General features: G+C 30.0%; 28 protein-coding genes. 9 read left to right on the top strand and 19 right to left on the bottom strand.

Going from position 1 to position 24,352, the window contains the following annotated elements; translation table 11 throughout:
• The first annotated feature begins 22 nt into the window (after positions 1-22).
• Genes ACIJYF_RS05190 through ACIJYF_RS05175 form a run of 4 tightly spaced genes read left to right on the top strand, consistent with a single transcriptional unit; the run spans position 23 to position 4,321 of the window.
• Positions 23-928: a DMT family transporter gene (locus ACIJYF_RS05190; RefSeq protein ID WP_435115746.1), complete on the top strand. Its 906-nt coding sequence runs from the start codon at positions 23-25 to the stop codon at positions 926-928.
• Entirely contained in the window at positions 929-2,146 is a 1,218-nt protein-coding gene (locus ACIJYF_RS05185) for an aminopeptidase P family protein (protein WP_435115744.1), read from the top strand.
• A 5-nt stretch (positions 2,147-2,151) separates the two neighbouring features.
• On the top strand, positions 2,152-3,267 hold the full coding sequence (locus ACIJYF_RS05180; protein WP_435115742.1) for a serine/threonine protein kinase: 1,116 nt from the start codon (positions 2,152-2,154) through the stop codon (positions 3,265-3,267).
• Between the two features lies 1 nt (position 3,268).
• Positions 3,269-4,321: a threonine aldolase family protein gene (locus tag ACIJYF_RS05175; protein ID WP_435115740.1), complete on the top strand. Its 1,053-nt coding sequence runs from the start codon at positions 3,269-3,271 to the stop codon at positions 4,319-4,321.
• Here ACIJYF_RS05175 and ACIJYF_RS05170 read toward each other — a convergent pair.
• The 5 genes from ACIJYF_RS05170 to ACIJYF_RS05150 all read right to left on the bottom strand — a co-directional run bounded on the left by ACIJYF_RS05170 (position 4,314) and on the right by ACIJYF_RS05150 (position 6,555).
• A complete protein-coding gene (locus tag ACIJYF_RS05170; RefSeq protein ID WP_435115738.1) occupies positions 4,314-4,541 on the bottom strand; it encodes a hypothetical protein in 228 nt (75 codons plus the stop codon). The genes ACIJYF_RS05175 and ACIJYF_RS05170 overlap by 8 nt on opposite strands.
• A gap of 105 nt (positions 4,542-4,646) precedes the next feature.
• A complete protein-coding gene (locus tag ACIJYF_RS05165; protein ID WP_435115736.1) occupies positions 4,647-5,150 on the bottom strand; it encodes a hypothetical protein in 504 nt (167 codons plus the stop codon).
• Between the two features lie 6 nt (positions 5,151-5,156).
• Positions 5,157-5,402 (bottom strand): hypothetical protein, encoded by a 246-nt coding sequence (locus tag ACIJYF_RS05160; protein ID WP_435115734.1) that lies wholly within the window; start codon positions 5,400-5,402, stop codon positions 5,157-5,159.
• Positions 5,399-6,001: a hypothetical protein gene (locus ACIJYF_RS05155; RefSeq protein ID WP_435115732.1), complete on the bottom strand. Its 603-nt coding sequence runs from the start codon at positions 5,999-6,001 to the stop codon at positions 5,399-5,401. Before ACIJYF_RS05155 ends, ACIJYF_RS05160 begins: the two co-directional genes overlap by 4 nt.
• Positions 6,001-6,555 carry a hypothetical protein gene (locus tag ACIJYF_RS05150; RefSeq protein WP_435115730.1) on the bottom strand — a complete coding sequence of 185 codons (555 nt, stop codon included), beginning with the start codon at positions 6,553-6,555 and terminating at the stop codon, positions 6,001-6,003. The genes ACIJYF_RS05155 and ACIJYF_RS05150 overlap by 1 nt, the downstream gene beginning before the upstream one ends.
• A 384-nt stretch (positions 6,556-6,939) precedes the next feature.
• Between ACIJYF_RS05150 and ACIJYF_RS05145 the strand changes: the two genes are divergently transcribed.
• Positions 6,940-7,863 carry an NADP-dependent oxidoreductase gene (locus ACIJYF_RS05145; RefSeq protein WP_435115728.1) on the top strand — a complete coding sequence of 308 codons (924 nt, stop codon included), beginning with the start codon at positions 6,940-6,942 and terminating at the stop codon, positions 7,861-7,863.
• Between the two features lie 456 nt (positions 7,864-8,319).
• Positions 8,320-8,616, top strand: a complete 297-nt coding sequence (locus ACIJYF_RS05140) for a DUF3303 domain-containing protein (RefSeq protein WP_435115727.1) — start codon at positions 8,320-8,322, stop codon at positions 8,614-8,616.
• Between the two features lie 84 nt (positions 8,617-8,700).
• On the opposite strand, the gene ACIJYF_RS05135 is transcribed toward ACIJYF_RS05140, so the two are convergent.
• Entirely contained in the window at positions 8,701-9,567 is an 867-nt protein-coding gene (locus ACIJYF_RS05135) for a heparin lyase I family protein (RefSeq protein WP_435115725.1), read from the bottom strand.
• A 25-nt stretch (positions 9,568-9,592) separates the two neighbouring features.
• Positions 9,593-9,763: a hypothetical protein gene (locus ACIJYF_RS05130; protein WP_435115723.1), complete on the bottom strand. Its 171-nt coding sequence runs from the start codon at positions 9,761-9,763 to the stop codon at positions 9,593-9,595.
• A 384-nt stretch (positions 9,764-10,147) separates the two neighbouring features.
• Here ACIJYF_RS05130 and ACIJYF_RS05125 point away from each other — a divergent pair, with 384 nt between their 5' ends.
• Positions 10,148-10,666: a hypothetical protein gene (locus ACIJYF_RS05125; RefSeq protein ID WP_435115721.1), complete on the top strand. Its 519-nt coding sequence runs from the start codon at positions 10,148-10,150 to the stop codon at positions 10,664-10,666.
• A 17-nt stretch (positions 10,667-10,683) separates the two neighbouring features.
• Here ACIJYF_RS05125 and ACIJYF_RS05120 read toward each other — a convergent pair whose 3' ends face one another.
• Positions 10,684-11,169: a YajQ family cyclic di-GMP-binding protein gene (locus tag ACIJYF_RS05120; RefSeq protein WP_435115719.1), complete on the bottom strand. Its 486-nt coding sequence runs from the start codon at positions 11,167-11,169 to the stop codon at positions 10,684-10,686.
• Positions 11,170-11,239: 70 nt separating this feature from the next.
• Here ACIJYF_RS05120 and ACIJYF_RS05115 point away from each other — a divergent pair, with 70 nt between their 5' ends.
• Both ACIJYF_RS05115 and ACIJYF_RS05110 read left to right on the top strand, forming a co-directional pair.
• On the top strand, positions 11,240-12,259 hold the full coding sequence (locus tag ACIJYF_RS05115; protein ID WP_435115717.1) for a D-2-hydroxyacid dehydrogenase: 1,020 nt from the start codon (positions 11,240-11,242) through the stop codon (positions 12,257-12,259).
• Positions 12,260-12,323: 64 nt separating this feature from the next.
• Positions 12,324-12,695: a TlpA family protein disulfide reductase gene (locus tag ACIJYF_RS05110; protein ID WP_435115715.1), complete on the top strand. Its 372-nt coding sequence runs from the start codon at positions 12,324-12,326 to the stop codon at positions 12,693-12,695.
• An 8-nt stretch (positions 12,696-12,703) separates the two neighbouring features.
• On the opposite strand, the gene ACIJYF_RS05105 is transcribed toward ACIJYF_RS05110, so the two are convergent.
• From ACIJYF_RS05105 to rpsR, 11 genes are all read right to left on the bottom strand, one after another.
• Positions 12,704-14,020 (bottom strand): MFS transporter, encoded by a 1,317-nt coding sequence (locus ACIJYF_RS05105; RefSeq protein ID WP_435115713.1) that lies wholly within the window; start codon positions 14,018-14,020, stop codon positions 12,704-12,706.
• Positions 14,021-14,077: 57 nt separating this feature from the next.
• Complete coding sequence (locus ACIJYF_RS05100) at positions 14,078-14,938, bottom strand: DMT family transporter (RefSeq protein ID WP_435115711.1); 861 nt, start codon at positions 14,936-14,938, stop codon at positions 14,078-14,080.
• Positions 14,935-15,861: a glutathione synthase gene (gshB, locus tag ACIJYF_RS05095; RefSeq protein WP_435115709.1), complete on the bottom strand. Its 927-nt coding sequence runs from the start codon at positions 15,859-15,861 to the stop codon at positions 14,935-14,937. Before gshB ends, ACIJYF_RS05100 begins: the two co-directional genes overlap by 4 nt.
• Positions 15,851-17,146 carry a glutamate--cysteine ligase gene (locus ACIJYF_RS05090; protein WP_435115707.1) on the bottom strand — a complete coding sequence of 432 codons (1,296 nt, stop codon included), beginning with the start codon at positions 17,144-17,146 and terminating at the stop codon, positions 15,851-15,853. The genes gshB and ACIJYF_RS05090 overlap by 11 nt, the downstream gene beginning before the upstream one ends.
• A 30-nt stretch (positions 17,147-17,176) precedes the next feature.
• Complete coding sequence (locus tag ACIJYF_RS05085) at positions 17,177-17,734, bottom strand: HD domain-containing protein (RefSeq protein ID WP_435115705.1); 558 nt, start codon at positions 17,732-17,734, stop codon at positions 17,177-17,179.
• A gap of 2 nt (positions 17,735-17,736) precedes the next feature.
• Complete coding sequence (gene purF, locus ACIJYF_RS05080) at positions 17,737-19,218, bottom strand: amidophosphoribosyltransferase (protein WP_435115703.1); 1,482 nt, start codon at positions 19,216-19,218, stop codon at positions 17,737-17,739.
• Positions 19,172-19,732, bottom strand: coding sequence for a CvpA family protein (locus ACIJYF_RS05075; protein ID WP_435115701.1), 561 nt, complete (start codon positions 19,730-19,732; stop codon positions 19,172-19,174). Before ACIJYF_RS05075 ends, purF begins: the two co-directional genes overlap by 47 nt.
• A complete protein-coding gene (locus ACIJYF_RS05070; RefSeq protein ID WP_435115699.1) occupies positions 19,722-22,112 on the bottom strand; it encodes an efflux RND transporter permease subunit in 2,391 nt (796 codons plus the stop codon). Before ACIJYF_RS05070 ends, ACIJYF_RS05075 begins: the two co-directional genes overlap by 11 nt.
• 20 nt (positions 22,113-22,132) lie before the next feature.
• A complete protein-coding gene (locus ACIJYF_RS05065; RefSeq protein ID WP_435115697.1) occupies positions 22,133-23,551 on the bottom strand; it encodes a replicative DNA helicase in 1,419 nt (472 codons plus the stop codon).
• A 68-nt stretch (positions 23,552-23,619) separates the two neighbouring features.
• Positions 23,620-24,078 carry a 50S ribosomal protein L9 gene (rplI, locus tag ACIJYF_RS05060; RefSeq protein ID WP_435115695.1) on the bottom strand — a complete coding sequence of 153 codons (459 nt, stop codon included), beginning with the start codon at positions 24,076-24,078 and terminating at the stop codon, positions 23,620-23,622.
• Position 24,079: 1 nt separating this feature from the next.
• The gene (gene rpsR / locus ACIJYF_RS05055) at positions 24,080-24,352 is read right to left on the bottom strand and encodes a 30S ribosomal protein S18 (protein ID WP_028036673.1); all 273 of its coding nucleotides are present in this window, start codon (positions 24,350-24,352) and stop codon (positions 24,080-24,082) included.

Here is a 24,352-nt window from a genome sequence, read left to right as displayed (position 1 = left end):
ATTTAGAATTAAATATCTTGCTATGTTTCAACTGAAAAACCCTAAAATAGCAGTTCCCGTTGTTTTATTTGCTGGTCTTATATGGTCATTTGGACCTTTAGTAGTTAGGTATATGGATGAACCACATTTAATACCTTGGCAGTATATATTTGGTAGAGGATTGACAATATTCATTTTACTAAATCTCTATTTATTTTTTGAAGAGGGTAAAAATTTTTACAAAAATTATTTTAAGATGGGTTTATCTGGTTTAATTGGTGGATCAGGTCTAGGTGTTGCGATGATTTCTTTTATGTTTTCTATAACAAATACAAGTGCAGCAATTACACTTTTATGTCTTGCCGCTATGCCATTTTTTACAGCTTTACTTGCTTTTTTATTTTTAAAAGAAAAAATTTCTTTAAATGTTTGGGTATCAATCTTTATTGCAACTGTTGGTATTGGCATCATGGCTGTAGGAAATAATACCGAAACATCTTTTGTAGGATTTGTGTTTGGCATTACCTCCTCTTTAGGATTTGCAGTATTTTCAGTCACTCTAAGATGGCGTAAAGAAACTCCTAAATTTACAACAACTGCATTTGCTGGTTTTTTCTGTTTTGTTTTTGCAACAATAGTAATTTTAAATAAAGATCTAGTTTTCTTTTCATCAAGCTATAACAGCTCCTTATTCTCTCTGCATGGAACCCTAGTATGTTTGGGTTTAATTTTATACTCTATTGGATCTAAAGCTATTCCAGCAGCAGAATTAACTTTATTATCTCTAACTGAAGTAATAGGAGGAATCTTTTGGGTATGGTTGCCTTTGTTTGGCATAAATGAAATTCCAACAACTAATACTATTATAGGTGGATTCTTTCTTTTTATTTCACTTACTTATTATAGTCTAGTGATGAGATGGAATAAAAGATACATAGGATTAAATTAAATGGAAAGACCTGATTTTTTTACATTAAAAAATGGAGAGAAAGTTAAACTTCCTTTTTCAAATATTGAATACGATAGAAGAGTTAATAACTTAAGAAAAGTAATGGATAAAAATAATCTTGATATGGTTATTTTAACATCAATGCATAACATTGCATATTACACAGGATTTATTTATTGTTCTTTTGGTAGACCTTATGGTTGTGTAGTCACAAAAAATAAAATTTCAACAATCTCAGCAAACATTGATGCCAGCCAGCCCTGGAGAAGGTCACATTGTGATAATGTAATTTATACAGATTGGAAAAGAGATAATTTTTTGCGAGCTATAGTATCTATCATTGGAAGAGATGATCCTCCAAAAAATATTGGTTTAGAGAATGATCATGTCACTTTAGATATGAAAGAAAAAATAGGGTCAATTTTTACATTTTCAGTGTTTAGCGATATTTCAAAAGATTTGATGCAACTAAGAATGATTAAATCTAATGAAGAGATTGAAATTATTAAAAATGGAGCAAGAATTGCTGATTTAGGTGGAGAAGAAATTGTTAAAAACATCAAAGAGGGTAATACAGAAATTGAGATAGCAATTGTAGGTCGTGATCGAATGGAACGTGAAATTGTAAAATCATATCCAGATGCGGAATATATGGATACCTGGGTTTGGTTTCAGTCAGGTATTAATACTGATGGTGCACACAATCCAAAGACAAATAAAAAACTAATTAATGGAGATATTTTATCACTTAATACTTTTCCAATGATTTCAGGATACTATACGGCTCTCGAGAGAACATTATTTTTAGATCATGCAGATGATGCATCATTAAAAGCTTGGGAAGCAAATGTTAAAGTTCATAAAAGGGGATTAGAATTAATTAAACCAGGTGTAAAATGCTCAGATATCTGTCACGAGTTAAATGAATTATTTGCAGAACTAGGATATCTGCATTACCGAACTTTTGGGTATGGACATTCTTTCGGAGTGCTTTCCCATTTCTATGGAAGGGAAGCAGGATTAGAGCTTAGAGAAGATATAGATACTGTCCTTGAAGAAAATATGGTTATCTCAATGGAGCCGATGATAATGATCCCTGAAGGAAATCCAGGAGCAGGTGGTTATAGAGAACATGATATATTGGTAATTGGTAAAGATGGCGCAGAAAACATCACAAAATTTCCTTTCGGGCCTGAACATAATATTATAAAAAATTAAAAATTATGAGTGATAACAAAACTATTGTTAATAGTTGGAATGAGTGGGATCCATTAAAACATGTAATTGTTGGTAGAGCTGATGGAACTTGCATACCAGCTCCAGAGCCAGCACTTGATGCTAAAGTTCCTGAAGATAGTGATATGAGAGGTCAATTTGGTCCACGGACTAAAGATACAGTAGATAAAGCCAATCAACTCTTAGATGATTTTTCTAATATGCTTATTAAAAGAGGAGTTAAAGTAGATCGTCCTACTCCAATTGATTTTAATCAAAAAACTTCAACGCCTGATTGGGAAGCAGAAACGATGTTTGGCTGTATGCCACCAAGGGATGTTTTGCTTACTGTTGGAAATGAAATTTTAGAAGCCACAATGAGTTATCGTTGTAGATGGTTTGAGTATCTTTGTTACCGACCTTTGCTTCAAGAATATTATAATCAAGACCCAAATATGAGACATGAGTCTGCTCCAAAACCTAGGTTAACAGATAAGGATTATAGAAAAGATTATTTGTCAGATAAAATAGGAATTCAAAAAAGATTAGAGTGGACGGAAGATAAATTTTTTGTAACCACAGAAGAAGAACCATTATTTGATGCTGCGGATGTGCTTAGATTTGGAAAAGATTTAGTTGTTCAACATGGTTTCACTACAAATTTAAAAGGAATTGATTGGTTAAAAAGACATTATAAAGATCATAGAGTTCATGCTGTTAATTTTCCAGGCGACCCTTATCCAATCCATATTGATGCAACATTTACTCCAATTAAAGAAGGTTTAATTATTAATAACCCTCAAAGAAGATTACCAAAAGAACAGATAAAACTATTTGAGGATAATGGATGGGAAATTGTTGATAGCGCACAACCTGCTCATAATGAACCACCCCCTTTATGTTATTCATCAACTTGGTTATCGATGAATGTATTAGTTTTGGATCCAAAAACAGTATGTGTTGAAAAAAGTGAAGTTTATCAGCAAGAGCAATTAGATAAATTAGGCATGGAAGTTTTGCCGGTAGAATTAAGAGATGCTTATGCATTTGGTGGAGGACTTCATTGTTGTACAGCAGATGTATATAGAGAAGGCAATCTAAAAGATTATTTTCCAAAACAATAATATGGCTAAAATTAAAACAAAAAGGGAGCGAGTTAAATTCGCTTCAGACAATGTTGCTGGTGCTTGTCCTGAAGTTTTGGATGCAGTTTTAAAAGCCAATGATGGAGACAGCACTCCTTATGGTAATGATGAAATCTCAACTGAATTACAGGAGAAGTTTTCAGAAATATTTGAAAAAGAGGTAATTGTTTTTCCAACTGCCTCAGGAACTGCTGCTAATGCATTGGCACTATCAACCATGACGCCATCATTTGGAAATATTTATTGTCATAAATTATCCCATATAAATACAGATGAATGTGGTGCCCCCGAATTTTATACGGGAGGAGGAAAACTAATTGCCTTACAAGGTATTGATGGAAAAATTACAGCTGATGAATTAGACCAATCTATTGGAGGCAAAGGAATAGTGCATCACACCCAACCTTCATCTGTGAGCATTACCCAAGTTTGTGAAACTGGAGAAGTATATCAAATAGATGAAATTAAAAAAATTTCAGACGTTGCTCATAAACATAATCTTAATATGCATATGGATGGAGCAAGATTTGCTAATGCTTTAGTTTCTCTTGATGTAACGCCTGCTGAGATGACTTGGAAAGCAGGTATTGATGTATTGTCATTTGGAGCAACCAAAAATGGCTGTCTAGCAGCAGAAGCAATAATTTTCTTTAAGAAAGACTTAGTTGGTAATATTGCATTTTTAATGAAAAGAGCAGGGCACTTATTATCTAAAATGCGTTTTGTTTCAGCTCAATTAGACGCCTATATTTCAGATGATGTTTGGTTGAGAAATGCAAAACATGCAAATAAAATGGGAAAAAAATTAAGTGAAGGATTGTCTAATCATTCAGATATTAAACTTTCATACCCAACAGAAGCTAATGAAGTTTTTGCAAAGTTTCCAAGAAACATGATCGAGCATTTAAATTCAGAAGGTTATAAAATGAATGAAGATGAGTTGGATGGAAAATCAACAAGATTAGTTACTGCTTGGAATACTCAAGATAGTGATGTCGATCAATTGTTAGAAATTTTAAAAAACTCTAACTAGGGTTTTGTTTTAAAAATTCAATATACTTTACAACTTTATCAAATTTTTCATCAGGAATATCTTTGTAGCTTGCGTCGAAATGATCTTTTACACAAATTGCAACATGAGCGTAGGGATTTCTTCCTTTGGGATGATTTGGATGCTCGGGCAGCTGCCCCAGTAAATAATCGCCAGCTTCCTGTATCATTTTCCACAGTTTACTTGCGTTTTCTTTGTTCACACTATCCCATTTCCTGTTTTATCTCTTTTAAATCGAGTTTAAATCGAGTTATCCTATAAAATCCTATAACAATATTCAATAAGCCTGGGGCGTGGCTTGTTGTAATTATTTTTTTGAATAATGCATTTCAAACTGGCCTCTAGTTATATAATTAGCACCAAGGAGAGACCAATAAACATCTTCTGCAAGATCTGTTGTCTCTTCTCCTTTTAAATGATCTTTTTTAGTTTTTAAGTAAAGAGAAAATCTTTCTATTTTATGGAAATATTCAAAAGAAAAACCGTTAAGAACTCCCCCACTGCTTGAACAACCAAAGTTAAAACCGTTTGTATAACTTATTTCATAAGTTAGGTCTGGAATTTCATCTAAAACAAAACAAAGATCACCTGAAAAAACATTAGCGAATATCTGATCAGTTTTTAATTCTTTCATTATTAAAGATTTTAAATATTCTTTAGTTCTAGATGAATTATTATCTGTAAGATTTGAAAATGTTTTTATTATTAAATTATTTTTTTTAATGATTAGCTTTGCTAATTTTTTAGCTTCTAATGAGCGTGATTTTGCATTTTTATTTCTTTTTATTAAGTTTGAAATTGTCTTAAACATATAGAATTATTTGTAAATTTTAAACCTACATTGTTGTTTTATAAATTGATCGCCTCTAGTTCCATCATCAAGTGTTATTTCTGACATTTCAATTATACTTTTGCTTCCAAATTGTGCCAAAAATTCTTCAATACAAATTTCCATTCTTTTATTTAGTAAATCTTTTTTTGGTTTAGTTAAAGCAATATAAGTTGTAATAGAAATTATTATAGCCCCTAAAAGTATTGCTAGTGGTGTTAGATAGTTTTTCATTTAATTTTAAAAACTTTGTTTAGTCTTTTTTCAAATGTGTTCTCAAATATTCTATAAGCAACAATTATATTTGATGGTGCGTCTGACAATGCTCCAGTAGATAAATCTTTTGGTAATAATTTTTTTGCTAATTCACCTTTTTTCTTAAATTCACCAGTTTCAAAATATTTGTTTGCTTCTTTGTAAACTGGATCTTTAGAAAAATTATGGGCGTCGTTATTGCTAGTAAAAACTAGAAAGAACATCAATGCATTATCTTCTCCAAGTATCAAATCTTTGCTCCCTTTCATTTTTGCTTTTTGGGTTGTTAATAGAAATTGTTGTTGTTTTTCAGTATCACTATATGTCTTGTCTAGAAGCCCATATACATCCAACATAATGAGCCCCGCATCTTGTCCTGTATAACCAAATTCTCTGCAAGTAAAAGATATGTAGGTGTTTAAAAAACCCAGAAGGTAATCATCACTTATGAAGGCATCACCAAAACTTAAACCGGTCTTCCATTTACCTAATTTAGTTGCAACATGTATCTTTGGTTTAAATGCACCAAAAATCTCTTTTGATAATTCTTTCTTTTTATCTTTAAATAAACCAAACATTAAAATTCAATAACCGTATTATCTTCAAAAGCTATTTTTGATACATCCAGAACATATTTGATATCTGGAAACTCGACAGATTTAATTCTTCTACATTTATCCATCATTAAATCATCATAAGAACCTTCTACATTATCAACTCTTCCAGAAGCTAAATATACGTCTCTGGATATTTTACCTCTGAATATGACATCACCCAAAAGATCATTAGCTATTAAAGTTGCATCAACTAGTTTTATTTTTTTTTCATAGTTATTTGTAATTTGATATCGAATAAAGATTTTCTCAAGCCCTATAGTATCATCAAAACAATTTAACTGTTTTAGTTTAAAATCAAGTTTAGATTTATTGGTTTTTGTACTATTTTTAGATTTTGATGAATTATCAAGTATATTTGTGTTTAATAAATTATTAATCATTTCTATACCACTCAGACTTTCTTCTATCTTTTCTAATCTTTTTTCGATTGCATCAAGTCTTTGATTGATCGTTTCAGCATAAGCATTCCCACTCAACAACAAACCCAGAACCATGATCCCTAAAAGTTTTTTCATTTTATAATCCAATAAATGATATTTATTATATAAACCAAAATACTATAAAATATAAACATTAGGATTTTTTCTTTTCCCGTTTTTTCTTTCCAATTCAATGTAAATAATACTGATGGAGTGGTTACTAATAAGAGAACTCCAATAACAATTATAAGCACTGATAAAATTATAAATACATTCATAAGTTCTCTTTTCTTCTATATTCAATCATGATAAACCCAGAACCACGATCCCTAAAAGTTTTTTCATAATTCAAAACCCTACCAAACCTCTAATCAGGTGTCTAGGTGATGGAGTGGTTGTTATTTAATAAAATATATACTACATAGCTTTCTTTACGTTTTAATAAATTTTAAAAAGTTATTTAATTAAAAAGGATTCACAATGAAAGCTGTCGTTTATAAAGATTATACTGCTAATATTGAAATTATTGATATTGAAAAGCCAAAACTTCAAGATAAGTCTGTCCTAGTAGAAGTGCATGCTGCTAGCATTAATCCGATCGATAATATTTTACATGCAGGTTATCTAAAAGAAATGCTAGAGCTTAGCTTTCCCCACGTTATGGGCTATGATGTTTCAGGCAAAGTAGTCGAGGTTGGTAAAGATGTACTTAATGTCAAAGTTGGTGATGAGGTGTTTGCTCGTCCCAATCAAGAAGACGCTGGCTCAATCGCTGAATTCGCTCGTATCCAAGAAAATGAACTTGCCATTAAACCAGAAAATCTAAGCCATATAGAAGCGGCATCTGTCCCACTAGCGGGTTTGACAGCATGGCAGGCGTTAGTTACGAAAGGTAATATTAAGCAAGGTGACAAAGTGTTGATTCACGCTGGTTCAGGTGGTGTTGGAACACTCGCCATCCAAATTGCAAAACATTTTGGGGCAAGAATTGCAACGACTACAAGTTCTAAAAATATTGAACTTGTTAAAAGTTTGGGAGCTGATCTAATAATTGATTATACCACTCAGTCATTTGAAGATGAATTGTCTGATTATGATTTAGTCTTTGATATGATTGGGGGTGATGTACTTGCTAAGTCTTTCAAGGTTTTAAAAAAGGGAGGTACTCTGATTTCTATTAAGGGCCAAGATACTGAAGAACTTGCTAAAAAATACGGTGTAAACTTTGAATGGTTTTTCATGTCACCTGATGGAGCAATGCTAACAGAACTTGTAACATTAATTAGTCAGGGTACCATTAAAACTATCATTGATAGTACGTATCCAATGGAACAGGCCTCAGAAGCTTTTGGAAAACTAGCAGAGGGTCGAACTAAAGGTAAGATTGTTCTTACAATTAAATAGAGTTTAGATAATCAAGCTATTTAAGTTTAAATCCTGAACCTTGAGTTTATTTGCTTTAAAAATGGCTATTTGATTTATCTCTTTTAAATCGAGTTTAGCATCGAGTTTTTTAATTAAATTGATGAGTTTTTAAGCGATTTATTTCAAGCTAACTTTTTAATATCCGCATAAGTACTGTAGAATAGTGTAGGTGAGTGTAGGATAGGTTGAACCTCTAATCCCGTAAATAATCGCCAGCTTCCTGTATCATTTTCCACAGTTTACTTGCGTTTTTTTTATTCACACTGTCCCATTTCTTGTTTTATCTCTTTTGTTTCAAGTTTGTTTCAAGTTATCCTATAAAATCCTATATCTAAATTCAATAAGACTGAGGCGTGGCCATCTACTATAATTGCTGTTAGGTTAAAAGTAGATAACTAAAATAATAACTTAACCAAGGATAATAAAATGATTTTCATGTGTACATATCAATTAGATCGAGACAAGCAAGCAGAGACCCAAGCTTTTTTTGCAAATATGACTGATGAACAAATTGCTGGGGAATACCCTGCTGATGTAAAACAAATTGGTCGTTGGCACGATGCAGCTAATGGAAGTGGCGTAATTATAGTTGATACAGATAATCAAGAATCACTAACAGGATGGATCATGGGTTGGTCTGGGGCATGCACTTTTCCTATCGTTAAACCAGTATTGGATGATGCTAATGCAAGAAAAGCTATTAAGGCTATGATGGCTAATCAAAAAGGTTAATCAAAAAAAATTTAGTTACCCTTATTCGAGAGGGTAACTAAAAAAACCCAGAACCACGATCCCTAAAAGTTTTTTCATTTTAAATCAATCAACAGGCTTAAGCTTAGGATTGATGTTTCTGTCTACTTTTTTAATTGATTTTCCTCTTCTTATTTCATCATAAAAAACAACTTGAGTTCGCATTTTGCTATTTTTGAGCTCTTTATACTTACTAATTAAATTGCGATATATACCATGTTTAAAATATATTCCTTCTGGTTTAAAAAAAATTGGAGATTTTAATATTTCCACTTTTTTAATACCATCTACCCAAGCATCTATTCTTTTATTTTTAAAATCTAAACAAAAAGAAATATCCGTCCAAACATCCTTCATTTTTCTTAGTGGTTTTAATGTAGTATATACCGATTTATCAATAACGTCTGTTGCTGAACCGCTAAGTTCGTGCCAATTAAAAAACAGATATCCTTTATGTGCATCAATTTGAATTAAGGGTGGAAAAGAAGCTAGGCCACCTGATGCTGTACCTGTTGGACCACCAATTTGATGAACTTGGCCTAAAGTAGTGCTAGCTGGAGCTACATCAAAAAAATCTTTAGATAACATTAAACTATATCCATAGCACTGTTTTCCTTTTGGAGCCTGTCTTGGTTCTGTTGAAAACTCAACTCTTTCTCGATCAGTGTCACAATCACTCCAACTATCGTCTCTAAAGCAATCACCATCTTTAAGTTCAAATCGTTGGTAATATTTTCCAGCACGTGCTTTTGTTTTATCTTTAATGTATTGAAAGTTGTAATCATTATGATCCATAAAGTTTTTATGAAACTTAAATCCACTCTTCTTGGTTTTCAAACCAAATTTTCCCTCTTCATCTTTAAATGTACCGGACAAAGCCAATGTTGGGATTAATAACAAACCCAGAGCTATGATCGATAGAAGTTTTTTCATTTAATTGTTACTTGGTAAAACCCAATTATTTTTTAAATTTAGAGACTATTTCTTTTAATTTTAATTTTTCTTTTTTAAGGGTTCTTAACTTTTCCCAAGAAGAGAATGCTCTATCATTAAGTCTTTTTTTGGTTAGATGGTTTATTTGTAGTTCTATTTTTTTATGTTTTTTTATTAGCTCTTTAAACTCTTTCATGAACAAAACATATCACATTTTAAATATTAATATTTTTAAATATTTAAAATTTTTTGTTTTAAAAAAAATTAAAAAAAGGTCACTTAACTTAATAAGTAAAAAAAGCTGAATTAAATTTTTTGCTTTTATATATCTTCTGCGGTATGATTTGTTTGAGTCCCGCCTAATCCAGCTATGTGCTGACAATCAATATAAAAAATTAACAATTTAAAGTGTCAAAATTATGATTTTGAGGTTGATAAAACTACTGTGTTATTTGGGACTACATAGCTATAAAACAATAAATATTGAATATGGCTTTAATCCAACAGATAGAATTACAACCTTGGAATGTAAAAATTGTGGTTTTACTAAAATTAAATCAGGTGGATAAAATTTATACTAATGAAAAATATTCAAAAAAATATTGAAGTAAGAAGATTTTTAGAGTGGTCAAAAATAGTAAGAGGAAAACCAATTCAAATAAGGCTATATGAACTAATATACTTAGAACTATTAGAGTTATGGCTTCAACTAAATAAACCACCATTAAGAATATTGATATATGAAACAATAAACTCTGATGATTTTGATGAAAAATTTATAAAAGGAAAAATATTTCAAGAATATATTGACGAGATATTAGAAACACCCTGTGAAGATAAATCTGGATATTACAATCCTGACTCAAGAGAAATATTAAGCAAAGTTAATATTAAAGAATTATATGACGTAAAATATTTGATGAAAAGCGAATTAAATACAGTGATTATGATCGATAGATATAATGCAGTTTATACTTTTTGTAGATTATATGAAGAATGGTGCTTAAAAAAGAAATCTGAACAAATTGAAGATGTGACTAAAAAAGAGAGATTTGATGTTACAAAAGGTTTGCCGATAAAAATTTCTTCACAAAGATAAATTTTTATTTAACTCTATTAATCCCTAAAATTTATAAATTCAATTGGTAGACCAATATCAATCGTTTTAATGGCAGCTATAGCATCTTGAAGGTCATCTCTTTTTTTTCCATCAACCCTTAATTCTTCACCTTGAATTTTAATCTGAATTTTAAGTTTAAGTTTTTTTATATCTCCAATAATTTTTTTTGCATTTTCTTGGCTTATTCCTTCTTTTAATTCACTAACTTGTCGAATGGTTCCACCTGATGCACCCTCGGAGTTTTTGACATCCAAAACTCGTGGATCTACCTTCCTTCTAATAAGGTGAGTTTCTAAAAGTTCATTCACTTGCTTAAGTTTTAGTTCATCTGTAGCTATTGTAGTGATATTTTTGTCTTTTCTTTCGATTGATATATTAAGCCCCTTAAAATCATATCGGTTACTAATTTCTCTTAAGCAATTAGCTAGAGCATTATCAAATTCTTGATAGTTGACTTTACTGATTACATCAAATGAAGGCATAATTTTTTATTAATTTATATAATAATATATTTTTTATTAAAATAAATTAAAGATAAGATAATCATTGAAAATGAAAAAAGTTAAAATTCATATAAGAAATAACCATTGGAAAGAGGGTTTTTTACCTTGTGACCCAGAAGGTGAAAAACATAGCACAATTACTAATGAAGAATTTGAAAAAGGACTTGGTCAATACCCAGAAATAAAAGATAAAATTGAATATCTAGTGGATTGGGATGATGATAGTTATCTTTCTTCAATGAAAGAAGCAGATGTTTTATTAGGGTGGCAATTTCCAACAAATAATATTAGAGAAATAGCACCAAACCTTAAATGGATCCATGTTAGTTCAGCAGGTGTCAATCACTTGTCTCCTTTTGATTGGATGAAAGATGATTTAATTTTAACTAATAGTAGTGGAGTACACTCAAAAAAAGCAGGTGAGTTTGGATTAATGAGTATCTTAATGCTTCAAAACCAAATGACGAAAATAGTTACTAATCAAAAAAATAAAGAATTTGTTACTTTGCTTAGTAAACCCATAGAAGGTTTTAAAGTTGTGGTAGTTGGAACAGGCTCTCTAGGTGGCTCAATGATAAAACATATTAGCAAACTTGGAGCTGAAGTAATTGGTATTAATCGAAAAGGAAACAATGTTGAGGGTTGCTCAAAAGTAATTACCTTTGATAAAATAGATGAAGTATTGCCAAGTACTGATTTTTTATATCTTGCAGTTCCTGAAACAGAAGAAACAAAAGGATTAATTAATAAGACTAGATTAGATAGTCTTAAATCTACCTGTGGAATTGTTAACATTGGCAGACACTCAGTGTTAGATTATGAGGCTTTAAGAATTAAATTAGAAAAAAATGAAATAGCTGGTGCTATTTTAGATGTATTTTCTCTCGAACCCATACCAAAAGACTCTAATCTTTGGGATACGCCAAATTTGATTATTACACCACATATTTCATCTGATAGCCAGGGCAACTATATTGAAATGGTGTTAAAGATATTCTTTAAAAATCTCAAACTTTTTTTAGAAAACAAGGAACTTATTAATCAAATTGATAGAAAGTTAGGTTATTAAAGCAAGGTCATAAAGACAATTTGTTTAATTACAGAAATATTAGTTAGGTGTAAATTCCTTAATTATGAAAAATCTTCTATTCTTAATACTTTTAATATTTGGCCTTAATTCAGTTGCTGTAGGTAAAGAAACTACTTTTACTAATGAGATTTTTGAAAAATCACAATTAGAGGGAAAAACTGTTGTTATCCACTCATGGAACAAGACCTGTACAACTTGTGCTAAACAAATAAAAGTATTAGACAAAGCCAAACAAGATTTCAAAGATGTAATATTTTTAAGCTTTGAACAAACAAAAGATAAAAAAATTGCAAAATCTTTAGGTATTAATTATTGGACAACAATTGTTGTTTATAAAGATAGCAAAGAATTATCACGAACCATTGGCCAAACAAATAAAGATAAAATTTACTCTCAGATCAAATCTTTAGAATAATTAAAATACTAAAAACTATTAGGTTTGTTTTCTTCAATTATAGGTTCTAAAGATGGCTTAACAGGTTCTTCAATAGGTTCAGTTGAAGGGTTTAATTCAATACCAGCTGGTGTAATTGATTGTGGCATTGCAACGAATTGAGAATCTGGATTTTCGACAACAGGTCTAACTTTTGATCTATAAAGTCCATAAACTCCAATTAAAGTATGAAAAAATATTAAGAAAATAAAAAAACCATTAGGTCCAACGAAACCCATAAAAATTGAACATAAAAAAGGCCCACCCATAGCACCCATCCCAAATGTAAACTGTAAACTGGCACCTGCTGCAACAAATTTTTCTTTAGGGATAAAATCATTGGTATGTGCTAAAATTAAAGAGAACATTGGAAGACTACAAAAAGAAAATAAAATTAAAAAAACATAAAACCAAAATTTACTGGTTGCTAACTCACCTGGTAAATACATTTGTTTTGATGATAAAACTGCACAAAAAGCAAAGAATGCTGATGCAAAAGTCACTATAATAATTACTTTTCTTCTATCAAACATGTCAGATAATTTTCCAATAGGCCATTGAGAAATTGCACCTGATACCGCAAGCATAAATGTAACTAATGAAATTTGAAAAATAGAAAAATTCATTGTTGCTGCATATACTGCAAGCAGCGTGAATAATGCAGATTGAATAGTTCCATAAAAAAATGCACTGACCATCCCAAATGGAGACGAGATAAATGCTTCCTGTAAAGACATAGTTGATATCTTTTTAAACGTTGGAGCTTTTCTTTTTGTTAGTAATATTGGAATTAGTGCAGCTGAAGTTATAACTGAAATTAATATAAAGGGTTCAAAGTTTAATGGATCACTAAAGTTAAGTAAAAACATTCCAAGCCCCATAGCACCATATAAGATGACCATATAGACAGACAATACACTACCTCTATTTTTATTACTTGCTCTATCATTCAACCAACTTTCAGCAACAGTATAAATAGAAACCATACTAATACCCGTAAGCACCCTTAATAGAAACCATGCAAAAGGGCTAACATATATAGCATGAATTAAAACTACTAATGAAGCAACAGAAGCAAAAGCTGCAAACACTCTGATATGTCCTACACGAGAAATTATTTGTGGAATAGTTTTAGCACCAATAAAGTAACCAACAAAGTATCCAGACATCATGAAACCTGTTGCTGTCAAACTAAATTCTTCTTTTACAGCTCTTACACCAAGCAACGATCCTTGAAATCCATAAGCAAGCATAAGTGCACCCATACCTAAAAATAATGCCCATGAATTTTTTAATACCTTTTCCATTTGAATTGGTATCTATTTCTGATTTGTGGCCAAATCAAGTTAATTGTAATTCAAGAATTATGATTTTCTTAGCTTTAGAAATGAGTGAATTGCAATTGTTAAAATGATGATTATTCCACCTTGGATAGTCTCAATACTAGGCTGTTCTTTAATTACCATCCAAACCCAGAATGGACCAATAATAGTCTCTAATAGGAAGAATAAATTCACCTCTTCAGCAGGAATAAATCTTGGAGCAATCGTTACAAGCACAAAAGGAATAGCAACACACATAATACTCATTAATGGTACTATAAATAAATCTCGATCAACTAAAGTGTAGGTTTCAATAAAAAACATAGCGAATATTGCAACACACAATTTCCCGACAACTGCCGCAGGTAGTAAGTTTTTTTTCTTAGCCGATCTAATAGTCACGGCATTAATTGCAAGTCCAAGGCCTGTTATAAAACCTAAGATATCCCCATAAACATTTCCCAATTGAAGGGAGTCGTAGAAAATATAAACCGCAGCTAAAAATGTTACTGCAATTGCAACCCAAGTTTTTTGATCAGGTATCTCTTTTAAGAAAATAGCACCTAAAATTGCAGATAACATGGGTGCCATTGCAATCATGACCAAAGTATTAGCTACATTAGTGTTCTGGATAGAGACTACAAAAGTAATATTAGTAATAGAGAAAGTAGTTATAAAAATTAAACCATGGTAACCACTATTAAATAACATTTTAAAAAAAGTGGATTTATAAACGATTAGCATTCCAATCAAGACAGTAAAAAATGGAATCATTCCACGATAAAATACTAAACCCCATGTATCCACATTTGATAATCTAATAAATAAACTATCAGGTGTAATAAACATTACCGCAACAAATGCTAAAAAAGATCCTTTTTGTTGGTCTGATAAATTTGTCATGCTTTTAATTCTTTCCAAAATATTTTTGCAAGATTAACTTCTGATAAATCGTATAATGTTTTTAATCCTGTAGGTGATGTAACATTAATATCACCATTTAATTTTTGATCTATAAAATCTATTCCAGCAAAAAAAATATTTTCTTTTTTAAGATCTTTTGCAATTAATTTTGAAATTCTATCCTCTGTTTTGGTTAGTTGGACATTAATTGGTTTTGCACCTTTGCTCATGTTACTTAAAAAAGAACCTTGTTTTGGAACTCTAGATATTGCACCACATACTTTACCATTAATTAAAAAAACTCTTTTATCTCCCTTACTAATCTTAGGTAAAAATTTTTGACACATTACGTGATCGTGTTTTTTGATAAATTTATTAATAAATTTTAAATTAAATCTGTTTAAAAGATGAATGTCATTTCCACCGTAACTATGGATAGGTTTTATGATTACTTTTTTATGTGTCTTAAAAAAGTTTTTAATTTCATTTATATTTTGAGTAAAAATAGTACTTGGCATAAATTTTTGGTATCTTACAGAATAAAGTTTTTCAGATACGTTTCTAATCGAAGTAGGGTTATTTAAAATTTTAACTTTATCTTTAATTGTATCTAGAATGTAAGTTGCTGAAATATATTCAAGATTAAAAGGGGGATCTTGACGAATTAGAATAAACTTACATTTTGTAAGATCTAGCTTTTGCTCTTTTAAGATTTTAAAAAATTTTTTATTTCTATAATCAAACTTTATAAAAAATCCTGAGGCAATTACTTTTGAATTAATTACTGATAAATTTTTTGGGTCATAATAAAATATCTTGTAGTTTTTGCTTTGAACTTCATTAGCAAGAAAAACACTGGTATCTGTTAAAGAGTTTAATTTTGAGGGGTGGTTTCCTTGAATAGCAACAATTTTACTTATCATATAATTCACTTAAATCTTCATTATTAGAAAATTTACTAATCATATGATCTGCGTTAGTTGTTTTATTATCAATCACTTTTTGCAAGTGATTTAAAAATACTGTTTCGTCTTTACCATGCTTGTTATGTATTTCTCTTTTTTCTAGCCCTTTTTTTGATAAATTTAATAGAGTTGATGACCAATAAAGAAGATCTTTACCCATTAATTGAGTATTAAAACCTTTCTTAGGAGCTTCAAAATAAGCATTAATAATTTTATCTGTATCCCAACCAGAAACTAGTTCATGAACTTCATCTAAATTTCCATATAACATCCCAATATTAAAAGCAGGACCTGCACATAAACAATCCCATCCACATGTATCCATAGATCTAAGCTCAATATATTTTTTTAGTCTATTTTCAGTAAAGATTGTGCTTAAGTGAGTAGTTAAGTCATTTTCAGTGGGTAATCGGTTAGATATTTCATTAATTTTACCGTCCATAAAATCTTTAAAAATATATTTTTGCCCAGAAATATAGGTATCTTTGTTTTGAATGAATAAAATTGGAAAATTCATTACAAATTCAGCATATTTTTCAAAATTTAATCCTTTAAAAAATAATTTGGGTAAACCGCCTCTCGAAGTGTTTTGCCAAACTTTTGATCGATAAGATAAATATCCACTATTTTTTTTTTCAACTATTGAAGAGTTTGCAAATAAAGCAATTGAAATTGGAACAACAGAATTAACTATTTTAAATTTTTTTATAAAATCTTGCTCAGAATTGTAATCAATATTTAATTGAGTTCCACAAGTTCGATACATCATATCTAAACTCAACTCACCTCCTAAAGGCATATCTTTAGTCATCAGTTCATATCTTTGTTTAGGATTATTTGGAATTTCATCTAATTTTGATATTGGATCAAATCCAGCACTAACTATATTAATATCTAATTTTTTAGTAACTTGTCTTAACTCAAATAAATAATCTTGTGACTCTGCGCAGGCATCATGAATATGGTTAAGTTTTTCCCCTGATAATTCTATTTGGTTTCCAGGTTCTAAAGTAATATTTTTTCCCCCTTTATTTAATCCAATTATATTTTCTTTTTCTAAAATAGGATTCCAGCCAAATTCTAAGAGGGCCGCAAACATATCTTTTACTTTTGAATAATTAATTCTTTTATTGTCTTGATTGTTGAAAAGAAATTTCTCATGCTCAATTCCTATCCTAAAATCTTTTGTCTTTTTTATCCCAGATTGAAAATATTCAATTATTTGTTCTTTGGTGTTAATCATTGATGTTTAGATAGTATCTTATTTCAAAAATTAAAGATAATAATATGGAGTTTTAGAGAAAATTCTTCTAACCATTGGGGAAAACTCATCTAAACTCATACTTTTATAATTTGGATCAAAAGAAGATTGATCATACTTTTCGCAAAAGCTAATAGTTGCCTGATAATGTTCATGATCTTTAAATTTATCTCTAGCATTTCTATCTCCTCCTAAATGATGAGCACTGTAATAAGTTTGAAATAACCCATGATGTTGAATAATCCAATAAGTTCTCTCGGATACATAAGGTCTTAGTATTGAAGCTGCATACTGAGAATGGTTCATTGGAGCTAAATCATCTCCGATATCATGCAATAAAGTCGCTACGACCATTTCTTCACTTTCACCATTTTTATAAGCTCGAGTTGCCGCTTGTAAAGAATGTTCTAGCCTTGTTATTTGATAACCTTCTAGCGTGGTTGTTTGAGAAGCTAAATATTTTATTATTCTGTCAGCAGTCTCTCTTTCAAAACTTTTTTCATATTTATCTAAAAGTTGGTAATCTTCTTTAGTACCATTCTTCATCTCTGTGAAATTTACTTTTTTCATTACTAGTTATTCGAAGCAGTACTTAATAAAGATAATTGAGTAATTTTATTATCTCCAAGTTCGTCAATAGGTTTAACTGGATAGTCTCCTGTAAAATAATGATCAGTTAGTTGAGGATAGGTTTCGTTTCTATTTTCAAAGCCGATAGCTTTATATAATCCATTGAGAGATAAAAATTTTAATGATTTTGCTCCAATATATTCACAAATTTCATCATTCGATTTATTGGCAGCTAACAATTCTTTTTTTGTTGGAGTATCAACTCCATAAAAATCAGGAAATCTAATTTCAGGGCATGCAATTTTAACATGAACTTCTTTTGCTCCTGCATCATATAACATTTTAACAATTTTATGAGAAGTAGTCCCTCTAACAAGCGAGTCGTCTACTAATATAATTTTTTTATCTTTAATTGTGGTTTTGTTAGCGTTCAATTTCAATTTAACTCCTAGACTTCTGATTTTTTGACTAGGTTCAATAAAAGTTCTTCCTACATAATGATTTCTTATTAAGCCATGTTCATAATTCATCTTTAAATGTTGAGCAAATCCAAGAGCCGCAGCATTGCCACTATCTGGAACTGGAACAACTATATCTGCATCAACATTATTTTCTTTAGCAAGTTCCGCTCCAATATTTTTTCGGTGCTCATAAGCCGTTTTATTATCAAGTATGCTATCTGGTCTTGCAAAATATATATATTCAAATACACAAGGCCTAACTTTTTTTGGAGGGAAGGGCTTGATACTTTCTAGTTTATCATTTTCAATTAGAACTATCTCCCCATTTTCAACATCCCTTACAAATTTCGCCCCAATAATATCTAGTGCACATGTTTCTGATGCAAGAACATAACTGTTACCTAATTTTCCAATTACTAGTGGTCTAATTCCATAGGGGTCTCTAACTCCAATTAAAGAGTTTTGAGTCAACATAACTAATGCATAACCACCTTGAATTTGAAATATAGCATCAACAACTTTGTCTATTGTTTTAGGTCTTTTAGATTTTGCAATTAATTGAACTATTGTTTCAGTGTCCGATGTTGTGTAAAAAATAGCTCCTTCTTCAACTAACTTATTTCTTAAAGAAATTGAATTAGTTAAATTTCCGTTGTGAGCAACTCCAATACCACCTGCATTAGTGTCAGCAAAAAATGGCTGGATATTTCTTAGAGTGTTTTCACCAGTTGTACTATATCTATTATGTCCAATTGCGTGATTTCCTTTAAGTTTTTGAAGCACTTTTTCTTTGTTGAAATTATCGCCGACTAAACCAAATCTTTTCTCAGAGTAATATTTTTCACCATCGAAAGTAACTATTCCACAACCTTCTTGACCACGATGTTGAAGTGCATGCAGACCAAGTGCTGTCAGTGCAGAAGCATCTTTTGCATTACTAACACCGAATACGCCACATTCTTCTTTTAGTTTTGGATCAAAGTTCTTCAATTTTTTCTTTAGAATCTTGATATGTTTTTTCATTAGGAAATTCTTTTATGAGATAATTACTACCTTTTTCAAGGTAAGGAAAGACGTATGATTGATCTTTATTTATAGGCCATTTATCATGATTGTAGACAATGTGAAATCCTGAAAAAATACAAACTGCAATTATGTAAGCCCTAATAAAACCAAAAAAGAATCCAAATGTTGTATCTAATCCCCCAATACCAGTATAGTTAACAGCCTTACTAATTCCTTTATTAACCACTAATACTAAGAAAATAACTATCACAAAAATAATAATTCCAAGGCCTACATCTAATACATATTCATTATCAATCACATTTTTAAAATAAGGTTTTACTCTAGGAAATAAAATTAATGTGATCACATAAGCTAGTAACCACTTAGCCATTGATAAAATACTTAAAACAAATCCTTTTTTATAGCAGGTGATAAGAGATAAAATGGTTATGACAAGGTATATAAGGTCGATGACAGATATTGCTTCATAAAAATCCTTTAAAACATCAATCACAAAATTATTTTCCAAAAGGTTTAATAGTTAAAATCAAGGACGGTAATAAAGTTAAAACAGATATCATGGCAAGTAACATTGCAAGACCAGTAAATACTCCAAAATAAATTGTTGGAATAAATTTTGATAAAACTAAAATTGAAAAACCAAAGACAATTGTTATAGATGTATTAAGTATTGCAACCCCAACCGTTGAATGGCATTTTTTTAAAGTTTTATTGTAATCATTAATTTTACTAAACTCTTCTTTAAATCTATAGATATAATGAATACTGTTATCTACTGCTATCCCAATAGTTATTGCCGCAATAGTGATTGTCATCATGTCTAATGGAATACCAAGAAGACCAATAATTCCTAAAATAAAAAATGCTGCTATAAAATTAGGAACAACACCAATAAGAGATAATTTAATATTTTTAAATAAAATTATAAACATTATAAATATTCCAATCATCACCAATCCCAAAGTTAAAATTTGAGATTTAAACAAGCTTTGTAATAAATTATTAAATAAAATTAAAACTCCAGCTAGTTTATATTCACTTTCGTCTAATCCAATTTTATTTTTTAGATCAAAATTAATTTTATTTATTAAATCATTTCTTCTTAAGTTTTCTTGAGAGTCTATAATTCTTAAATTTATTCTAGCTTCATTATCTTTAATAGATAAATAGGGATCAATAATTTCGGTTTTAATGCTTTGGGGAATTTTTGAATATAAAACTCCCATTTCCAAAGTACCAAGGGGTTTGTTATTATTTAGTTGTGTTGCAACATCTATGATTGAAGAAAAAGATATAACTTTTCCAACTTGAGGTAGGTTATCCAAATAATTGTGAACTAAAGCTATTTTATCAATTTTATCTTTAGTAAACCAATATTTTTCATCATTTTCATCTTCTTCATCATCCCAATCTTCAAACTCATCATCTTCAGTTGATACATCATTTTTTTCAGTCGTAGGAAATTTTAAAATTACTTCAAGTGGAGTAGTGCCACCCAATTCTTCATCTATAAGTTTCATCCCTTTATATATTTCTGTATTTTTATTAAAATAATTTATGAAGCTGTTTTCTACTTCAAGCTTGCTAATTCCAATGAAACTTAAAATAATAACAATACTAGTTACTCCAAAGATTGTATTTTTGTTGTTTAAAGAAAGATGGCCTAAAAAAGTTGTTATTTTAGAGTCTTGCTCTTTTTTAAGGGTTATATTTTTTGTTGGTGCAAAATTTAAAAGAGTGGGAAGAAGAGTAAAAGTAATAATGAAAGATGTGATTAATCCAAAAGTCATCATCCAACCAAAATCAATAATTGGTTTAATTCCACTAAAGATTAAAGATAAAAAAGCAAATACAGTGGTAAGGACTGTATACAAAATAGGCCAAAACATTTTATTTGTTGTAAGAGATATAATTTCAAAATTATTTTTAGCAGGATAATCTTTTCTTAATTGAAGAAATCGAGTGCTTATATGAATGTTCATGGCCATGGTTAATATGAGCATTAATGCTATAAAGTTCGAAGAAATAACTGTTACCTTCCAACCAAGTATTCCAAGTAAACCCATCATAATTACAACTGAAAATAGGCAACTACTAATTGGAACAATGACCCAAATTAATTTTCTAAAGACAAACCATAAAGTTACAATAATAAATAACAAAACTCCTAAACCAAAAACTACAATATCACTCTTAATGAAAGTCATCATATCGTCAGCTATCATTGGAATTCCTCCAAGATAAATTTTTCCAACATCGCCATAACTTTTAATGACTTGTCTGATCTCTAATATATTTTCATGATTTTGTTTCTTTAATTTATCTTTATGCGCTTCAATTTCTTCTTTTGAATAATTTTCAATATTTTCTAATTTTTTGTTTTCTTTGATATTTACAATAATTCCACTAGTATTTCCGTTTTCACTAATTACAAAGTTTCTAAAAACAGGACTATTTAAGATTTCTTTAAAACCAAGATTTCTATCAACTCCTTCGTCTTTAAGTGTTTTAAAATCTTCTAACCTCTCTTGTAGTGGTGCATCTGAATTATTTAAAAGTGGTATATCTAAAAGAGTAATGACACTATGAACCCAATTTAGACTTTGAATTTTATATTTTAAACTTAAAAGATTATTAATCGAACTATCTGTTACCATTCCTTCATTAGGGGTATAAGTGAGAATTAAAAAATCTTTTGAACCATATCTTTCTGTTACTTCTTTTAGATATGCTAGATCAGGATCACCTTCTATTAGTAGTGTTTCAGAAGATGCGTCTAATCTAAAGTCTTTTGAATAGTACCCAAAGCTTAATATCGCAATTATGAGTAAAACAAATACTGTTTTAGGGTTTTTAAGGACTCCATTTTGATAAAATTGAGCAAACATTAGCTCTTTTATATTGGAATTTAATTAATTTGAGTATCTTTAAATTTAGTAAATCTCTCTTCAAACTCAAGAGTTACATTACCTATTGGGCCGTGTCGTTGTTTCCCAATTATAATTTGAGCTAAGTGAGCAACTTCATTCATTTTTGCTTGCCATTCTGCGTGTTCAACTGTTGCTTCTCTTGGTTCTTTTCTTTGTAAATAATATCCTTCTCTATATACAAACATAACAACATCTGCATCTTGTTCAATTGAACCAGACTCTCTTAAATCTGCAAGTTGAGGTTTATGATCATCTCTTTGCTCAACTTGTCTTGAAAGTTGAGATAATGCTACAACTGGAACAGCTAATTCTTTTGCAATTGCTTTTAGTCCTTGTGTAATTTGTGAAATTTCTTGAACTCTTCCATCTTTATTAAATGTTGTACCTCTCATTAGCTGAATATAATCAACCACAATCATATCTAAGCCAAATAATCTTTTAATTCTTCTAGCCCTATTGCTCATTGCAGCAATACTAATTGCAGGTGTCTCATCAATATATAATGGAAGCTCTGCAATATTTTTTGAAGTTTCTAAAAACTTATCGAATTGTTCATCTGAAATTCTTCCTCTTCTTATGTCATTTGAACTAATTCTTGCTTGTTCTGAAATAATTCTAGTAGATAATTGTTCAGAAGACATCTCTAGAGAAAAAAAAGCAATTGATGATTTTTTTCCACTATCTTGTAATTTTTGTGCGGCATTGAATGCAATATTTGTTGCAAGAGATGTTTTACCCATTGAAGGACGTCCAGCAATAATGATTAAATCTGACTGGTGAAGGCCACCAAGCTTATCATCCAAATCTCTTAGTCCTGTTGGAACACCTACAATACCTTCTTCATTTTTATAAGCAGCTGATGCCATTTCAATAGTTTGTTTCATGGCTTCATCAAATTTAACTAGTGAAGAATTAAACGAACCTTTCTCAGCTAAATCAAAAAGTAATCTCTCTGAATTTTCAATAATGGTTTGACCATTAGTATCTAGTTCATTTAATTTTGCACTATCAATGGTTTGTTCAGAAATTTTAATCAATTCACGTCTGACAAACATATCATAAATTATTTTTGAGTATTCAACTGCTTGTCGAACTGATGTAGAAAATTTTGTAATCTTAACTAAATATTCTGGGACATTTAAATCATCTTTTTCATCTTCAAAATAATTTTTAAGTGTAATTGGGTTCGCTAGCATCCCTTTGTAAACTAAGCTTTCAATTGCCTCATAAATTTTTTGATGCATTGGATCATAAAAATTAATGCTTGAAATTATTGTACTAATTTCATCAAATATATCGTTGCTAACTAGTATAGAGCCAATTACAGCTTGTTCTGCTTCAATGTTATTTGGTAGTTCTTTAAATTGATCTTTAACGATGCTTAAATTGTTTTCCACAAATTCAATCTACAGAATTTTTCTATAAATAGAATTACTTTTTAAAGGTTGGGGAAAAGAATGTATAATTATTGTATCGTATCAGCTGAAGTAACATTAACTGTAATTTCAGCATCAACTTCAGAGTGTAATGAAACTTTTACTTTAAATTTTCCTAAAGATTTAATTTCTTCAACTGGTTGAATCATAGAAGGTTTGATATCAATTTTATTTTCTTCTTGAATTAATTTTGCAATTTCAGTTGGTTTAACAGAACCATATAATTCGTTATTTTCAGTACTTAGTTTTTTAACTCCATACTCTTTACCGTTAATTTGCTCTGAAATTTGGGCCGCTTCTTTTTTCTTTTCATTATCTTTTTTTGATAAATCTGCTTTAATTTTTTCAACTTCTGAAATGTTTTCTTTTGAAGCGTATAAAGCTTTCTTGTTAGCAATAAGAAAATTTCTTGCGTAACCTCTTTTAACCTCTATCACTTCGCCGATAGAACCAATTCTTTTTACGTTCTCTAGTAAAATAACTTTCATTTTATATTAATGCTAAATTTCTAGCTCTTTTGATTGAAAGAGATAGTTCTCTTTGTTTCTTTTGCGAAACATTTGTAATTCTTGAGGGTAAAATTTTTCCATTTTCAGACATATATTTTTTTAAAAGTCTTACATTTTTATAGTCAACTGCAGGAGCACCTTTTCCTGATAGTGGACAAGTTTTTTTAAATTTATATTTATTTGGTTGGAAAATACTTAATTTAGCAAAATTGCTTTGTTTACCTTTTTTATTACCACTTTGTCTTTTAGGCAT

The organism is Candidatus Pelagibacter bacterium nBUS_49 (assembly GCF_051200925.1).
In the GTDB taxonomy this organism is placed as follows: Bacteria; Pseudomonadota; Alphaproteobacteria; order Pelagibacterales; family Pelagibacteraceae; genus Pelagibacter.
Note: the sequence above shows the minus strand (reverse complement) of the source record. Positions and strands in the feature narration are given on the sequence as shown.

Excerpts from the sequence above, each read along its gene's own strand:
- ACIJYF_RS05135 (WP_435115725.1), bottom strand. The coding sequence starts at position 9,567 with ATGAAAAAACTTCTATCGATCATAGCTCTGGGTTTGTTATTAATCCCA.
- ACIJYF_RS05155 (WP_435115732.1), bottom strand. The coding sequence starts at position 6,001 with ATGTTTGGTTTATTTAAAGATAAAAAGAAAGAATTATCAAAAGAGATT.
- ACIJYF_RS05160 (WP_435115734.1), bottom strand. The coding sequence starts at position 5,402 with ATGAAAAACTATCTAACACCACTAGCAATACTTTTAGGGGCTATAATA.
- ACIJYF_RS05190 (WP_435115746.1), top strand. The coding sequence starts at position 23 with ATGTTTCAACTGAAAAACCCTAAAATAGCAGTTCCCGTTGTTTTATTT.
- ACIJYF_RS05105 (WP_435115713.1), bottom strand. The coding sequence starts at position 14,020 with ATGGAAAAGGTATTAAAAAATTCATGGGCATTATTTTTAGGTATGGGT.
- ACIJYF_RS05110 (WP_435115715.1), top strand. The coding sequence starts at position 12,324 with ATGAAAAATCTTCTATTCTTAATACTTTTAATATTTGGCCTTAATTCA.
- purF (WP_435115703.1), bottom strand. The coding sequence starts at position 19,218 with ATGAAAAAACATATCAAGATTCTAAAGAAAAAATTGAAGAACTTTGAT.
- gshB (WP_435115709.1), bottom strand. The coding sequence starts at position 15,861 with ATGATAAGTAAAATTGTTGCTATTCAAGGAAACCACCCCTCAAAATTA.
- rpsR (WP_028036673.1), bottom strand. The coding sequence starts at position 24,352 with ATGCCTAAAAGACAAAGTGGTAATAAAAAAGGTAAACAAAGCAATTTT.
- ACIJYF_RS05070 (WP_435115699.1), bottom strand. The coding sequence starts at position 22,112 with ATGTTTGCTCAATTTTATCAAAATGGAGTCCTTAAAAACCCTAAAACA.
- ACIJYF_RS05150 (WP_435115730.1), bottom strand. The coding sequence starts at position 6,555 with ATGAAAAAACTTTTAGGGATCATGGTTCTGGGTTTGTTGTTGAGTGGG.
- ACIJYF_RS05120 (WP_435115719.1), bottom strand. The coding sequence starts at position 11,169 with ATGCCTTCATTTGATGTAATCAGTAAAGTCAACTATCAAGAATTTGAT.
- ACIJYF_RS05165 (WP_435115736.1), bottom strand. The coding sequence starts at position 5,150 with ATGTTTAAGACAATTTCAAACTTAATAAAAAGAAATAAAAATGCAAAA.
- ACIJYF_RS05100 (WP_435115711.1), bottom strand. The coding sequence starts at position 14,938 with ATGACAAATTTATCAGACCAACAAAAAGGATCTTTTTTAGCATTTGTT.
- ACIJYF_RS05145 (WP_435115728.1), top strand. The coding sequence starts at position 6,940 with ATGAAAGCTGTCGTTTATAAAGATTATACTGCTAATATTGAAATTATT.
- ACIJYF_RS05175 (WP_435115740.1), top strand. The coding sequence starts at position 3,269 with ATGGCTAAAATTAAAACAAAAAGGGAGCGAGTTAAATTCGCTTCAGAC.
- ACIJYF_RS05115 (WP_435115717.1), top strand. The coding sequence starts at position 11,240 with ATGAAAAAAGTTAAAATTCATATAAGAAATAACCATTGGAAAGAGGGT.
- ACIJYF_RS05140 (WP_435115727.1), top strand. The coding sequence starts at position 8,320 with ATGTGTACATATCAATTAGATCGAGACAAGCAAGCAGAGACCCAAGCT.
- ACIJYF_RS05085 (WP_435115705.1), bottom strand. The coding sequence starts at position 17,734 with ATGAAAAAAGTAAATTTCACAGAGATGAAGAATGGTACTAAAGAAGAT.
- ACIJYF_RS05090 (WP_435115707.1), bottom strand. The coding sequence starts at position 17,146 with ATGATTAACACCAAAGAACAAATAATTGAATATTTTCAATCTGGGATA.
- rplI (WP_435115695.1), bottom strand. The coding sequence starts at position 24,078 with ATGAAAGTTATTTTACTAGAGAACGTAAAAAGAATTGGTTCTATCGGC.
- ACIJYF_RS05180 (WP_435115742.1), top strand. The coding sequence starts at position 2,152 with ATGAGTGATAACAAAACTATTGTTAATAGTTGGAATGAGTGGGATCCA.
- ACIJYF_RS05125 (WP_435115721.1), top strand. The coding sequence starts at position 10,148 with ATGAAAAATATTCAAAAAAATATTGAAGTAAGAAGATTTTTAGAGTGG.
- ACIJYF_RS05130 (WP_435115723.1), bottom strand. The coding sequence starts at position 9,763 with ATGAAAGAGTTTAAAGAGCTAATAAAAAAACATAAAAAAATAGAACTA.
- ACIJYF_RS05185 (WP_435115744.1), top strand. The coding sequence starts at position 929 with ATGGAAAGACCTGATTTTTTTACATTAAAAAATGGAGAGAAAGTTAAA.